This window comes from Pseudomonas sp. 102515 (assembly GCF_031085165.1).
Classification (GTDB): domain Bacteria; phylum Pseudomonadota; class Gammaproteobacteria; order Pseudomonadales; family Pseudomonadaceae; genus Chryseomonas.
Window position 1 is genome coordinate 445,192 of record NZ_JAVHTY010000004.1, and the last position, 13,741, is coordinate 458,932.

The 13,741-nt window shown below is 62.7% G+C and carries 10 protein-coding genes and 3 tRNA genes; 11 read left to right on the plus strand and 2 right to left on the minus strand.

From position 1 onward, the window contains the following. Window positions 1–59: 59 nt before the first annotated feature. Window positions 60–1,085 (minus strand): outer membrane protein assembly factor BamD, encoded by a 1,026-nt coding sequence (locus RCF34_RS17665; protein WP_007160812.1) that lies wholly within the window; start codon window positions 1,083–1,085, stop codon window positions 60–62. Window positions 1,086–1,273: 188 nt separating this feature from the next. Here RCF34_RS17665 and rluD point away from each other — a divergent pair, with 188 nt between their 5' ends. The 11 genes from rluD to RCF34_RS17720 all read left to right on the plus strand — a co-directional run bounded on the left by rluD (window position 1,274) and on the right by RCF34_RS17720 (window position 12,779). Beyond that, window positions 1,274–2,233 carry a 23S rRNA pseudouridine(1911/1915/1917) synthase RluD gene (rluD, locus tag RCF34_RS17670; protein WP_308709337.1) on the plus strand — a complete coding sequence of 320 codons (960 nt, stop codon included), beginning with the start codon at window positions 1,274–1,276 and terminating at the stop codon, window positions 2,231–2,233. Further along, the gene (gene pgeF, locus RCF34_RS17675; RefSeq protein ID WP_308709338.1) at window positions 2,230–2,961 is read left to right on the plus strand and encodes a peptidoglycan editing factor PgeF; all 732 of its coding nucleotides are present in this window, start codon (window positions 2,230–2,232) and stop codon (window positions 2,959–2,961) included. Before rluD ends, pgeF begins: the two co-directional genes overlap by 4 nt. Before the next feature lie 130 nt (window positions 2,962–3,091). After that, entirely contained in the window at window positions 3,092–5,656 is a 2,565-nt protein-coding gene (clpB, locus tag RCF34_RS17680) for an ATP-dependent chaperone ClpB (protein ID WP_308709339.1), read from the plus strand. A 162-nt stretch (window positions 5,657–5,818) separates the two neighbouring features. Beyond that, window positions 5,819–5,894, plus strand: a tRNA-Asn gene (locus tag RCF34_RS17685). A 10-nt stretch (window positions 5,895–5,904) separates the two neighbouring features. Further along, window positions 5,905–5,981: transfer RNA gene (locus RCF34_RS17690), tRNA-Pro, on the plus strand. Between the two features lie 5 nt (window positions 5,982–5,986). Beyond that, window positions 5,987–6,062 (plus strand) — tRNA-Lys (locus RCF34_RS17695). Window positions 6,063–6,355: 293 nt separating this feature from the next. Further along, window positions 6,356–6,889: a GspH/FimT family pseudopilin gene (locus RCF34_RS17700; protein WP_308709340.1), complete on the plus strand. Its 534-nt coding sequence runs from the start codon at window positions 6,356–6,358 to the stop codon at window positions 6,887–6,889. Continuing rightward, window positions 6,890–7,486 (plus strand): type IV pilus modification protein PilV, encoded by a 597-nt coding sequence (pilV, locus tag RCF34_RS17705; protein WP_308709341.1) that lies wholly within the window; start codon window positions 6,890–6,892, stop codon window positions 7,484–7,486. It begins immediately after the preceding gene. A 3-nt stretch (window positions 7,487–7,489) separates the two neighbouring features. Continuing rightward, window positions 7,490–8,287, plus strand: coding sequence for a prepilin-type N-terminal cleavage/methylation domain-containing protein (locus tag RCF34_RS17710; RefSeq protein WP_308709342.1), 798 nt, complete (start codon window positions 7,490–7,492; stop codon window positions 8,285–8,287). Window positions 8,288–8,319: 32 nt separating this feature from the next. Continuing rightward, window positions 8,320–8,889 (plus strand): PilX N-terminal domain-containing pilus assembly protein, encoded by a 570-nt coding sequence (locus RCF34_RS17715; protein WP_308709343.1) that lies wholly within the window; start codon window positions 8,320–8,322, stop codon window positions 8,887–8,889. After that, window positions 8,886–12,779, plus strand: coding sequence for a PilC/PilY family type IV pilus protein (locus RCF34_RS17720; RefSeq protein WP_308709344.1), 3,894 nt, complete (start codon window positions 8,886–8,888; stop codon window positions 12,777–12,779). Before RCF34_RS17715 ends, RCF34_RS17720 begins: the two co-directional genes overlap by 4 nt. 70 nt (window positions 12,780–12,849) lie before the next feature. On the opposite strand, the gene cyoE is transcribed toward RCF34_RS17720, so the two are convergent. Further along, window positions 12,850–13,737 (minus strand): heme o synthase, encoded by an 888-nt coding sequence (cyoE, locus tag RCF34_RS17725; RefSeq protein WP_308709345.1) that lies wholly within the window; start codon window positions 13,735–13,737, stop codon window positions 12,850–12,852. Window positions 13,738–13,741: the final 4 nt, after the last annotated feature.

Below are 13,741 nucleotides of genomic sequence, written 5' to 3' on the forward strand. Positions count from 1 at the left end.
GTTCCAGCGCAATAAAAAAGGGGAAGCCATTGGCTTCCCCTTTCACGTCCGGCATCGGATCAGTCGAACAGACCGAAGGTCAGGCGGCTGAACCAGGAACGCTTGGCCGGAGCCGGCGTCGCGCCACCGGCCTTCTCGGCTTCGGCCGGGTCGACGATGCGCAGCTCGGGCGCCAGGTTGTCACGCTCTTCCTGGTACTTGCGCTGGATGTCCTGGCTGGCGCGGGTCTCGCCGGGCGGCAGCGGATCGCTCGGGCGATCGATCAGGCCCAGGGTCGCGCGGGTCAGCCAGGAGCGCTGCTGATCCTTGTCGTCCGGCTCGCGCAGCTGGAATTCGCCATCCTTGAGGCTGACGTTATCCGGGTAGTTGAGCTTGAGGGTTTCCAGGCTGGTGGCCGCCAGGTCGTTGAGACCCAGGTGCTTGTAGGCTTCGGTCATGATCGCCAGGCCGTCACCCACGGACGGGGTGCCCTGGAAGTTCTCGACCACGTAGCGACCGCGGTTGGCGGCAGCCACATAGGCCTTGCGGGTCAGGTAGTAGTGGCCGACGTGCACGTCGTAGGCCGCCAGCAGGTTGCGCAGGTAGACCATGCGCGCCTTGGCGTCCGGGGCGTAGCGGCTGTTGGGGAAGCGGCTGGTGAACTGGGCGAAATCGTTGAAGGAATCACGCGCCGCGCCCGGATCACGCTTGGTCATGTCCAGCGGCAGGAAACGCGCCAGCAGGCCGCGATCCTGTTCGAAGGAGGACACGCCCTTCATGTAGTAGGCGTAGTCGACGTTGGGGTGCTGCGGGTGCAGCCGGATGAAGCGATCCGCCGCCGTGCGCGCCGCTTCCGGCTCGCCATTCTTGTAGTTGGCATAGATCAGCTCGAGCTGGGCCTGTTCGGCATAGCGACCGAAGGGATACCGCGACTCCAGGGCCTTCAGCTTGCTGATGGCATCCGTGTAGCTGCTGTTGGAGATATCGCGCTGAGCCTGGGTATAGAGCTCGCCTTCCGGCAGATTTTCCGGAACCTCGGGCGCTTTCGAGGAGCAGGCGGCGGTGAGGACTAGGCTGGTGACCAGCAGCAGGTGCTTCAATTGCATGGCGGCTTGGATTCCCCGAAACGGTCGGCGGTGCAGGGATGAGCGCGGAGAGCACTCACCTAGCCTGTGACGGGGCCGGAACCGTCCTGTTATGATGATCGACCCGGAATGCCGGGGCAAAAAAGTCGCCGTATTTAACCACAGGGTCGGGCCGATTCCAAAAGCCCCGCCATTGCCCGCGCAGATCCATGTCCGAATCCATCGTTCTCAATGCCGAAGTCCCCTACGAACTCGGTGGCCAGCGCCTCGATCAGGTCGCTGCCCAGCTGTTCGCCGAACACTCCCGCTCGCGTCTCGCCGCCTGGATCAAGGACGGCAGCCTGACCGTCGACGGCGCCGTGTTGCGCCCGCGCGACACCGTCCATGGTGGCGCCCAGCTGGCGCTGCGTGCCGAACGCGAGGCCCAGGGCGAATGGGTGGCCCAGGACATCGAGCTGGACATCGTCCACGAAGACGATCACCTGCTGGTGCTCGACAAGCCGGCCGGGCTGGTGGTGCATCCCGCCGCCGGCCATGCCGATGGCACCCTGCTCAACGCCCTGCTGCACCATGTGCCGGGACTGGAAAGCGTGCCGCGTGCGGGCATCGTCCATCGCCTGGACAAGGACACCACCGGACTCATGGTGGTGGCCAAGACCCTGGAAGCCCATACCCATCTGGTCGCCCAGTTGCAGGCGCGCTCGGTGAGCCGCATCTATGAAGCCGTCGTCGCCGGGGTGATCGTCGCCGGCGGCACGGTCAATGCGCCCATCGGCCGTCATTCCCAGCGTCGCCAGCAGATGGCGGTGGTCGCCGGAGGCAAGCCCGCCGTCAGTCACTACCGGGTGCTGGAGCGCTTCCGCGCCTATACCCACACCCGGGTCAAGCTGGAAACCGGGCGTACCCACCAGATCCGCGTGCACATGACCCACGTCGGTTTTCCGCTGGTGGGCGATCCGGTCTATGGCGGGCGCTTCAAGATCCCGCCGGCGACCAATCCGACCTTGATCAAGACCCTGCGCGAATTTCCACGCCAGGCGCTGCACGCGCGCTTCCTCGAACTGGACCACCCGGTGAGCGGCGAGCGCCTGCGCTGGGAGTCGCCGCTGCCCGAAGACCTGGTCTGGCTGCTGGATCTGCTGCGCCAGGACCGGGAATCCTTCGAATGACCGGCGCCGACTGGCTGCGGCCGGACTGGCCGGCGCCGGTCGGCGTCCAGTCCTGCGTCACCACCCGTCTGGGTGGGGTCAGTCAGCCGCCTTTCGCCAGCTTCAACCTCGGTACTCACGTCGGTGACGATCCGGCAGCGGTCGCCGAGAATCGCCGCCGTCTGGGCGAAGTCCTGGGGTGTCAGCCGGCCTGGCTCGAACAGGTCCACGGCGTCACGGTGGTCGAGGCCGATCCTACGCAGGTGCTGCGTGCCGATGCGGCCTGGACGGCCACGCCCGGTATCGCCGTGACCATGATGACCGCCGATTGCCTGCCGGCATTGTTCTGTCGCCGCGATGGCTCTCGCGTCGCGGCGGCCCATGCCGGCTGGCGTGGTCTAGCCGGTGGCGTACTGGAAGCTGCCGCCGCCAGCCTGGAGGTGGCGCCCACCGAGGTACTGGTCTGGTTGGGCCCGGCCATCGGCCCGGCCAGCTTCGAAGTGGGTGCCGAGGTGCGCGAGGCTTTCATCGCCCAGCACGCCGAGGCTGCACACTGCTTCGTGGCGCGGGGCGGGGACAAGTACCTGGGCGATCTCTATGCCTTGGCTCGCTTGCGGCTCGCTGCCCAGGGCGTCACCGCGGTATACGGCGGCGGCTTCGATACCTTCGCCGATCACCAGCGCTTCTTCTCCTATCGTCGAGCCTCCCGCACGGGTCGCTTCGCCAGCCTGATCTGGATCAACACCTAAGTATTTTTTCGAATGTCAAGCCTCTCCGGCTTGAATCGTTACGCATCGCCCCTATCTAAAGGTCATTCCCGCGGGTAATCGAAAGCGCCTTCTGCTGCGCCATCCCGCGTTTCAGATAAGGACCTTGCCCATGCGTATAGACCGTTTCACCAGCAAACTGCAGCTCGCCCTGTCGGATGCCCAGTCCCTGGCCGTCGGCCACGACCATCCGGCCATCGAGCCGCTGCACCTGTTTTCCGCCCTGCTCGAACAGCAGGGTGGTTCCATTTCCCCGCTGCTGCGCCAGGTCGGCTTCGACCTCGCCAGCCTGCGCAAGACCCTCGCCGAAGAGCTGGACAAGCTGCCCAAGATCCAGAATCCCAATGGTGATGTGAATCTCTCCCAGGACCTGGCGCGCCTGCTCAACCAGGCCGATCGCCTGGCCCAGCAGAAGGGTGACCAGTTCATCTCCAGCGAACTGGTCCTGCTCGCCGCCATGGACGAGAACACCCGCCTCGGCAAGTTGCTGCTGGGGCAGGGCGTCTCGCGCAAGGCGCTGGAGAACGCCATCAACAACCTGCGCGGCGGCGAGGCGGTCAACGACCCCAATGCCGAGGACAGTCGCAAGGCCCTGGACAAGTTCACCGTCGATCTCACCAAGCGCGCCGAGGACGGCAAGCTCGACCCGGTGATCGGCCGGGACGACGAGATTCGCCGGACCATCCAGGTCCTGCAGCGCCGCACCAAGAACAACCCAGTGCTGATCGGCGAGCCCGGCGTCGGCAAGACCGCCATCGCCGAGGGCCTGGCCCAGCGCATCATCAATGGCGAAGTGCCGGATGGCCTCAAGGACAAGCGCCTGCTGGCCCTGGACATGGGCGCCCTGATCGCCGGCGCCAAATTCCGCGGCGAATTCGAGGAGCGCCTGAAGGGCGTGCTCAACGAACTGAGCAAGCAGGAAGGGCGCATCATCCTGTTCATCGACGAGCTGCACACCATGGTCGGCGCCGGCAAGGCCGAGGGCGCCATGGATGCCGGCAACATGCTCAAGCCGGCCCTGGCCCGGGGCGAGCTGCATTGCGTCGGTGCCACCACCCTCGACGAGTACCGCCAGTACATCGAGAAGGACGCGGCCCTGGAGCGGCGCTTCCAGAAGGTGCTGGTGGACGAGCCCAGCGAAGAGGACACCATCGCCATCCTGCGTGGCCTCAAGGAGCGCTACGAGGTGCACCACAAGGTGGCCATCACCGACGGTGCCATCATCGCCGCGGCCAAGTTGTCCCATCGCTACATCACCGACCGCCAGCTGCCGGACAAGGCCATCGACCTGATCGACGAGGCCGCCAGCCGCATCCGCATGGAGATCGACTCCAAGCCGGAAGCCCTGGATCGCCTCGATCGCCGGCTGATCCAGCTCAAGGTGGAACGCCAGGCGCTGAGGAAGGAAGAGGACGAGGCCGCGCGCAAGCGTCTGGAAAAACTCGACGAAGACATCGCCCGCCTCGAACAGGAATACGCCGACCTGGAGGAAATCTGGAAAGCCGAAAAGGCCGAGGTCCAGGACTCCGCCCAGTTGCAACAGCGCATCGAGCAGGCGCGCATCGAGCTGGAAGCGGCCCGTCGCAAGGGTGATCTCAACCGCATGGCCGAACTGCAGTACGGCACCATTCCTGATCTGGAACGCAGTCTGCAGATGGTCGACCAGCACGAGAAGCCGGCCAACCAGCTCTTGCGCAACAAGGTCACCGAAGATGAGATCGCCGAGGTGGTCTCCAAATGGACCGGCATCCCGGTCAGCAAGATGCTCGAAGGTGAGCGCGACAAGCTCTTGCGCATGGAGGAGGCCCTGCACAACCGGGTGATCGGCCAGGACGAGGCGGTCACCGCCGTGGCCAACGCCGTGCGTCGCTCGCGGGCCGGGTTGTCGGATCCCAACAAGCCCAGCGGTTCCTTCCTCTTCCTCGGCCCGACCGGGGTGGGCAAGACCGAGCTGTGCAAGTCGTTGGCGGAATTCCTCTTCGATACCGAGGACGCCATGGTGCGCATCGACATGTCCGAATTCATGGAGAAGCACTCCGTGGCCCGCCTGATCGGCGCACCGCCGGGTTATGTCGGCTACGAGGAGGGCGGCTACCTGACCGAGGCCGTACGGCGCAAACCCTATTCGGTGGTCCTGCTGGACGAGGTGGAAAAGGCTCATCCGGATGTCTTCAACATCCTCCTGCAGGTGCTGGACGACGGTCGCCTGACCGACAGCCAGGGCCGTACCGTGGACTTCCGCAATGCGGTGATCGTCATGACCTCGAACCTGGGCTCGGCGCAGATCCAGGAGCTGGTGGGCGATCCCGATGCCCAGCGCGCGGCGGTGATGGACGCGGTGGCGGGTCATTTCCGTCCCGAGTTCATCAATCGCATCGACGAGGTGGTGGTGTTCGAGCCCCTGGGGCGCGAGCAGATCGCCGGCATCGCCGAAATCCAGCTGCAGCACCTGGGCCAGCGACTGGCCGAGCGCGACCTGCACCTGGAGCTGACGCCGGAGGCCTTGGACAAGCTGGTTGCGGTGGGTTACGACCCGGTCTATGGTGCGCGTCCACTCAAGCGGGCGATCCAGCGCTGGATCGAGAACCCGCTGGCCCAGCGCATCCTGTCCGGTGCCTTCGCGCCGAACAGCCGGATCCAGGGCCGACTGGAGGGCGACGAGATCGTCTTCGCCTAGGAAATCGCCGGGTGATCCCAGGGTTGCCCGGCGTTTCCTATAAATTTGTGAAAAAACAGCAGGCTAGGTGTTGACGTCTGTTTCTACTTCCGTAAAATGGCGCACCTCACTTACGGCAAAGCTCGAAAGGAACTGACGTAAGAGGGGTTGGAAGAGAGAAATTCCGCGATAGCTCAGTCGGTAGAGCAAATGACTGTTAATCATTGGGTCCCTGGTTCGAGTCCAGGTCGCGGAGCCACTTCCATTCTCGGGGTATAGCGCAGCCCGGTAGCGCGCCTGCTTTGGGAGCAGGATGTCGGGAGTTCGAATCCCCCTACCCCGACCATATTTGGGTCGTTAGCTCAGTTGGTAGAGCAGTTGGCTTTTAACCAATTGGTCGCAGGTTCGAATCCTGCACGACCCACCATTTTTACCAGAAACCCTCCGCAAGGAGGGTTTCTGCGTTTCCAGGCCGTCATTTTCTCTTGGGACTCGGCGCCAGGCCGGGCGTTATCCCGGAATCTTTCTGCTTCCGACTGCAAACAAGCAGTACTCCAGCTTGTCATCCTCGGCTCATCACGCCGCGCTCTATTTCGCTCATCTCTAGCGAACGCCTTGATCCAGGTAGCTTCCGCCACGAATCGAAGCGATAGCCGGTCATAGCGGCTGCCTGAGCCCTTACTACTATCAGGTTAAGTAATGGGTTTTCAGGCGGTGGGAATGCAGTCGAAACGCCTCTCGGGTTTCACGCTCATCGAGGTTCTGGTCGTCATAGCGCTGCTGGGCATCGTCACGGCGCTGGCGGCACCCGGCTTCGCGAGCCTGGTGCAAAGCAACCGCGTCCAGGCGGCAGCGGGGGAGTTGCAGCGCGCGCTCTATTACGCGCGCAGTGAAGCCATGAGTCGGGGGGTGAATGTCGTCGTCACCACCGATCCAGAGGATGCCAACGGCTGGATGGGCGCGCTGAAAATCACTACAGCCAAGACGGTGGTGCTGCCGAATGCCGAAGTCCTACGGCAATACAGCGGAGGGCTGGGCAACGGCGTCAACGGAACCGGATCCGTGGGGGGTACTCCTCTGATCAGTCTGACCTTCCAGCCCAATGGCAGTCTGAAACTCAGCGGCGAAGCCACCATTCGCGTCTGCGCCACCAATGCGCTTACCCAGGGCAAGCAATTCACCCTCAGTCAGGGTGGCGTGCTGAGCGTGGCCGACTATGTGCCCAATCGCCCAAGTGCCGTGGGGTGCAGCTAGATGAAGCGCCGCGAAGGTGGATTCAGCATGATCGAGGTGTTGGTCAGTCTGGTGATCATCTGCATCGGCGTGCTGGGCATGGTCGCCCTGCAGACACGCAGCGTGGCGCTGTCCCAGGATTCGGTGCAACGCAGCAATGCCATGATTCTGGCCAACGACCTGCTCGAACTGATGCGCAGCAATCGCGACCAGGTGGTGGCGAGCGACAAGGTCAAGATCGACGGGACCTACATCAAGCAGCCCGGTACCAACTTTCGCACCAAGGCACTCGATGCCGGCAAGACCTGTCTGACCCGGGATCGCTCCGCGGGTGGGGAGACGGTAGCGGGGCAGGACCTGGATTGCTGGTTGAATCAGGTGAAAGCCTTGCTGCCGGTGACGGACGCGCTGATCGCCAGCAGTTTCGCGGTCTGTCCAGCGTCCGGCGTGCCGAAACTGCCGTCCAGCGATCCCGCGGGCAACACTACGCCGCTGGGTGCCTGCGAGGCGAATGCGGTGGCACCGGTGATGGTGGTGGTGGCCTGGCAGGATGTCAGCAACGATTCGCTGAATTGCCCCAAGGGCGTCTGCTACTACGCCCTGCGCTCGGAGCTGTAGGCCATGGAGCTCAAGCCGCATAGCAAGCCGCGTAGACAGAGGGGCTTTTCCCTCATCGAGATGATGATCGCCCTGACCGTGGGTACCTTCCTGGTGCTTGGCGTCTCGCAGATCTATATCAACAACAAGCGCAGTTTTCTCTTCCAGCAGGGCCAGACCGGCAATCGCAACAACGCCCAGCTGACCTTGCAGGTGCTCGACCGGCAACTCGCACGGACCGGCTTCCGCGCTGAAATCCGTTATCAGGGTAGTCTTCAGGCAGCCTTTCCGGCGGTGGGGGAGGTCAAGGATGCCGATGACATCAGCTGTCCAGCCTTTGCCGCCGGCGCCACCTTCGCGGCGACCACGGACAGCGTCAACGCGCCCACCGGTGTCTGCATTCGCTATCAGGGGGCACTGGACAGCAAGGATCAGGACTGCCTGGGCAACCCCATCCCGCGGGTGAATCTCAATACGGGTGGCAACGTCCTGCTCAAGCTGCGTTACACGGCAGGAAATACCCCTGGCAGCGGCACCCTTAGCTGCACCGTCTGGAGCGAGCGTGGGGGCGCGCTGACACGCAAGGGCAGTGCGGTGCTGGTGCAGGGGCTGCAGGACTTCCGCTGGTCCATTCCACCCAAGGCGGATGCACCGGCCGTGCGGTACGCGGCGTTGCTCAGCACCACTGAGGCATTAACCAGTGATGTGGCCAGTAACACGGCTGCCAGTTGGCAGACCCTGACCGGACTACAGGTCGCGGACGCCAGTCGACCCATGCAGATACTGCAGAGCACCGTCACCCTGAGGAATCTCGCGTTATGAGGCCGGTCATTGGCAGGCAGCGCGGCGCGACCTTGCTGATCGCCCTGGTGATGTTGTTGCTGCTGTCGCTACTGGCGGCCTCCAGCATGCGTCAGACGCTGCTGCAGGCGCGCAGTGGCGGCGCCGCCCTGGAGAACACCCAGGCCTTCAATGCCGCGGAAGCGGCGTTACGCGAAGGTGAGCGGCGATTGGTGGCTCTCAGTCAGCAACCGTCCTTCACCGCCTTCAGTGCCGGCTTCGCCAGCTGTTCGGAAAGTGTGCCAGCGGTACGCAGTGCTTTCGGCAAGCCGCCTACGGGCGACTTGTGCATCCTGACCAAGGCGAGCGATCTCAATACCGGTGCCTTGACCCAGACCTGGGCAGCCGCGGCGCTTCAGGCAAGCGGGACCGATCCTACTGCGCGTACCGTCGCCTATCGCGGTTCCGACGGCAGCGCTTCCTTCGCCCAGACACCGCGTTGGGTAGTGACGGCCATCGGTAGCAGCTCGGTCGATGTCGCGGCGCCAGCTACCAATCTGTTTCGGATCACCGCCGTTGCCCAAGACAGAGGCCGGCGCTTTCCAGTGATCCTGCAAAGTGTCGTCGCCCTGGAGGTGCCATGAGTCGAGCTGCATCGGGCATCGGGTCTCTGGCCCTGCTGCTGACCCTGGCCTCACCTGCGGCCCAGGCGGCGGCCCTGAACCTGAGTCAGCAGCCGCTGTTCCTGACCAACAGTGTCGGTCCCAACCTATTCGTGACCCTGGATAACTCCACCAGCATGCAGATGGCGGTGGTGCCGGATGCGTCGAATACCAAGGAAATCAGACCCACTCGGCGAGCGAAGTCCGCTGCCTTCAACAGCCTTTATTACAATCCAGCGATTATTTACCCAGCGCCTTACAGCGTGAGCTATAGCAGCACCGGCGGGCTGAGTCGGACGCGATTGACTACCAGTTTTACCAGCGCTTACGTCAATGGCTTTCGACCCGGTCAAGGCAGCGTCAATCTGGCTAGCGACTACCGAGTGAGTTGGAGCTACAACCCGAATCTGGTCACGACCGACCCTAATGTAGCGCGTGGAACGACCTATGACATGCCAGGACTGCGGAATGACAGCGACAGCGTGTTGGCAGAAAACCCGTCGCAGGATTTCACTGACAGTACATATCGAGGAACTAGCTCTGTCCGTACTAAGCTGACGTTGGGAAATATTGTGTTCGCCAGTCGTTTCACCGAAACGATCAATGGTGTCACTGTCACTATTTCGGATCAATCACTGGTAGAAGATCTTCTTTCTCCCGGTTCAGGATGTACGGCCAACATAGCTGACCCTAGCTACAGTGCCGTGACGTGCACCCGCAACGTCGTCTACAGCGGGCTTATCACCGGCGTTATTATTTCATCGCTGTCGTACACTATCACTGCGTCTTTCGGTAACAAGGTCACCGGTGTTTCTGCATACTACTACGTCTACGATACTGCACTCGCAGGCTGTACGCCTGCGTCTACTCAGATCGACGAGTGCTATCGCCGCGTCTTCGTTAGCGCCAATTCCGGTCCCAACGGGACGGACGAGCGGCAGAATTTCGCCAATTGGTATTCCTTCTATCGCAGTCGGGCTCTGGCCGCTCAGACATCGACCAACCTGGCCCTAGCGGATGCCTCGGAAAATCTCCGGCTTGGATGGCAGGCTCTGGGTACCAGCGACAGCTGCATCCTGGTTACGGCTAATGCAAACTGCCGCGGTATCAGTAACTCTAGCTCGACCACCTATGACAATCGGCTGAGGCCTTTCACTGGCGCACATCGGGCAGCCTTCTTTGCCTGGCTCGGCGATGTCTACTACAACCAGAGTACGCCTTTACTTCAGGCGGTTGCTCGTGTCGGAGAGTTACTCAAGACCACGGGCATTGAGAGTCCCTATGCCTTTCAGCCGGGTACGACCGATACCCCCGTCTATGGCTGTCGCGCCAGCTATAGTCTGGTTGTCACCGATGGCATTTGGAATTCCGCACTGAACTCCGGCAACCTTGACGGTACCGCCGTGACCCTTCCGGACGGCCAGCAGTACTCACCCCAGGCGCCATTCCAGGACGTTACGGCAAGTACTCTGGCGGATGTGGCCTTTCTCTATTGGCGTACCGATGCCCAGCCTGGCCTGGACAATAAGGTGCCTCCCTACAACTCGGTCAACAGCAACGAGATTCAGGGCACTCGAACGCTTGCCCCCTATTGGAATCCGCGAAACGATCCGGCTACTTGGCAGCACCTGACCGGCTTCTACGTCGGCATTGGGCTGAGCAGCGCCTTGGTCAATCCGGCCTGGGGTGGAGATACCTTTTCCGGAGGCTATTCCGGGCTGGCGGCCGGTAGCACACCCTGGCCAGTAGCGGGTGCGGATAACTCGGTCAACCAGAACAATGTCTATGACCTCTGGCATGCGGCGATCAATTCGCGGGGCGAGTTCTTCAGCGCGGAAAACGCCAGTGATCTGATCACCTCCCTTGGCAAGGTCGTCACGCGGATCACCCAGTCCACCAGTGTCGGCGCGAGCCAGACCGTATCACCCACCCGGGTAGGGGACACCAACGCGCTCTTCACCTATGCGCCTTCTTTTTCCAGTACCGACTGGAGCGGGGATGTCATCAAGTATCAGCGCACGGGTACCACCCAGGCGAGGATCTGGAGCGCCGCTCAACAACTCGATGGCAGGTTCGCTACGGGTAATACCGGCTTCGGCACCCGCAAGATCTACATGGCCAAGGGAGGCGCCTTGACCGATTTCGCCTGGGCGAATCTGAATACCGATCAACAACTCAGCCTCAACAAGACCTCCGGTGGTGCCACCGACACCTATGGCAGTCGCCGGGTGGATTATCTGCGCGGGGATCGCGGCCAGGAGGCGCCCGGCGCCACGCCGGCATTCCGGCCGCGCAGCCATCTCCTCGGGGACATCGTGAATTCTTCTCCGGTGGTGGTGGACGGCCCCAATAGCCCCATCGCCCTGATGAATGCGACCGTCGGCGACAACTCCTACGCGACGTTCCGCACCACCAATGCGTCCCGTGAGCGACGTATCTACGTCGGCGCCAACGACGGCATGCTGCATGCCTTCAATGACCAGGGGCAGGAGGTCTATGCCTTCGTTCCCAGCGCGGTCATCGGCACTCTCAATCGACTGACCGAGCGCAGCTATAACGGTGGGGGCCATCAGTCCTATGTCGACAACACGCCGGTGGTGGGCGACGTCTATTTCAATGGGGCCTGGCGCACGGTACTGATCGGCACGCTGCGCGGGGGAGGGCGAGGCATCTTTGCGCTGGACATCACCAATCCCAATGCCCCGGTGCTGCTCTGGGAAAAGTCGGACGTCGACGCCAGCTACAAGGACCTGGGCTTCACCTACGCGCAGCCGATCATCACCCGGCTGCATACCGGCGGTTGGGGCGTGGTGGTCAGCAACGGGTACAACAGTGCGCAGGACAATGCCGTGCTCTATGTGATGAACGTGGCCGATGGCAGCCTGATCAAGGCGCTGCCAGCCACCGATAACGTAGCGACGCCCAATGGGCTGAGTTCACCCTTCGTGGCCGATGTCGATGGCGACCTGATCGCCGACTATGCCTATGCCGGTGACCTGCACGGCAATCTCTGGCGCTTCGATCTGATCGGAACCTCGCTCACGGCAACGGCCGCAGCGGACAACTTCCGTGTCGCCTTCGGAGGGCGGCCCCTCTATTCCGCCCAGGCCAGTAGCGTGGCGCCCGGTACCACCAATCTGGTCCAGTCGATCACCGCCAGTCCTGCGGTCGTGGCTCATCCCAGTGGAACGGGACATCTGGTGCTCTTTGGTACCGGCAAGTATCTCGAGGCCAGCGACGCCCTGGCCAATACCAGCAAGGCCATGACCCTCTATGGGATCTGGGATCGCCAGACCGATGGATCGGCGGCCAGCAGTACTCCGGTACTGACGATCGCCAATCTGCAGCAGCAGACCCTGGGCACCGATCAACGCATCAGCTACACCAGTTCTGCCGGTTCCAGCGTCAGCAGTACGGCGAACACCATCTCCACGGCGTCGGTCAACTATGACGCCAATACGACGGCCAATGGCAAACAAGGCTGGTATCTGAACCTGCCCTTGAATGGTGAGCTAGTGATCAACAGGCCCCAACTGTTCAGCGGCACCCTGTTGATGAGCTCCCTGATCCCCAGCACCGACGCCTGTACCGCTGGGGTCACCACCTACCTTTATGCCCTGGATCCCTACACCGGCGGCAACAACAGCGGCCTGTTCAATCTGGGGACCGATACGGTCTATGGGCGTATCCAGCTCGATGGTCTGCTCGGTGGGATCGTGCCCTTCGTCTACGGTGACGGCACTTTCAGCATGGAAGGTACCCTGGCGGATGCGGCGATCTATGGCAGCGACGGCAAGTCGCCGAATGACTTGCAGGGTGATCTGCCCGCCAGTCGCCGCCAGACCTGGCGCGTCATCACCAACCAGGACTAGCTGAGGCGATTTTCACGCAGGCATGAAAAAGCCCGGCACTGGGCCGGGCTTTTTCATGGAACGGTGCGTCTCAGCGTGCGTAGGTCAGCAGCACGTCGCCCGGGATCTGGAAGTCCACCGACATCATGACGCTCAGGGCGGTGATGGCGATGATGGAGAACCCGAACAGCTTGCGTGCCCACTGCACATCGTTCTCGGCCTGATAGCCCATGAAGGCCAGACGCAGCCACCAGGCCCCGATCACGGCGGCCACTGCCAGATAGACATAGCCGGCGTAGCCGAGCACGGTCAGCAGCAGGGTGGCGGCCATGAAGGCCACGGTGTACCAGACGATGTGACGCTTGGTCACCGAGATCCCCTTGGCCACCGGCAGCACCGGAATCGAGGCCGCGGTGTAGTCCTTGAGACGGAAGATGGCGATGGCGTAGGAGTGCGGCATCTGCCAGAGGCAGAAGATCAGCAGCAGCACTGCAGCGCCACTGTCGAACTGGCCGCTGGCGGCGCAGTAGCCGATCACCGGCGGAGCGGCACCGGACAGGCTGCCGACCAGGGTGCCGTGCACCGAGGCGCGCTTCAGCCAGAGGCTGTAGAGCCCTACGTACACCACGAAACCCATCACCGCGAAGGCGGTGGCGACCGGATTGGTCGCCCCGTACAGCAGCCCCACCCCGGCCAGGCCGAGGAGGGTGGCATAGGCCAGCGCCACCTTCGAAGAGATCGTGCCCTGGACCAGGGCACGATTGCGGGTTCTTTCCATCTTCTGATCGATGTCCATATCGATCACGTTGTTGAACACACAGCCGGAAGCAATGACCAACGACACCCCGATAGCCGTCGCCAGCAGCAACAGCGGGTCGATGCTCCCTTTGGACGCCAGGAAGAACCCGCCGGCAACCGAGATCAGGTTGCCGAAGATGATGCCCGGCTTCGTCACGAGAAGGTACTTCTTGATCATCACGTCG

Bases quoted from the DNA above. Each gene is read 5' to 3' on its own strand.
- RCF34_RS17665 (WP_007160812.1), bottom strand. From the start codon at position 1,085: ATGCAATTGAAGCACCTGCTGCTGGTCACCAGCCTAGTCCTCACCGCC.
- rluD (WP_308709337.1), top strand. From the start codon at position 1,274: ATGTCCGAATCCATCGTTCTCAATGCCGAAGTCCCCTACGAACTCGGT.
- pgeF (WP_308709338.1), top strand. From the start codon at position 2,230: ATGACCGGCGCCGACTGGCTGCGGCCGGACTGGCCGGCGCCGGTCGGC.
- clpB (WP_308709339.1), top strand. From the start codon at position 3,092: ATGCGTATAGACCGTTTCACCAGCAAACTGCAGCTCGCCCTGTCGGAT.
- RCF34_RS17700 (WP_308709340.1), top strand. From the start codon at position 6,356: ATGCAGTCGAAACGCCTCTCGGGTTTCACGCTCATCGAGGTTCTGGTC.
- pilV (WP_308709341.1), top strand. From the start codon at position 6,890: ATGAAGCGCCGCGAAGGTGGATTCAGCATGATCGAGGTGTTGGTCAGT.
- RCF34_RS17710 (WP_308709342.1), top strand. From the start codon at position 7,490: ATGGAGCTCAAGCCGCATAGCAAGCCGCGTAGACAGAGGGGCTTTTCC.
- RCF34_RS17720 (WP_308709344.1), top strand. From the start codon at position 8,886: ATGAGTCGAGCTGCATCGGGCATCGGGTCTCTGGCCCTGCTGCTGACC.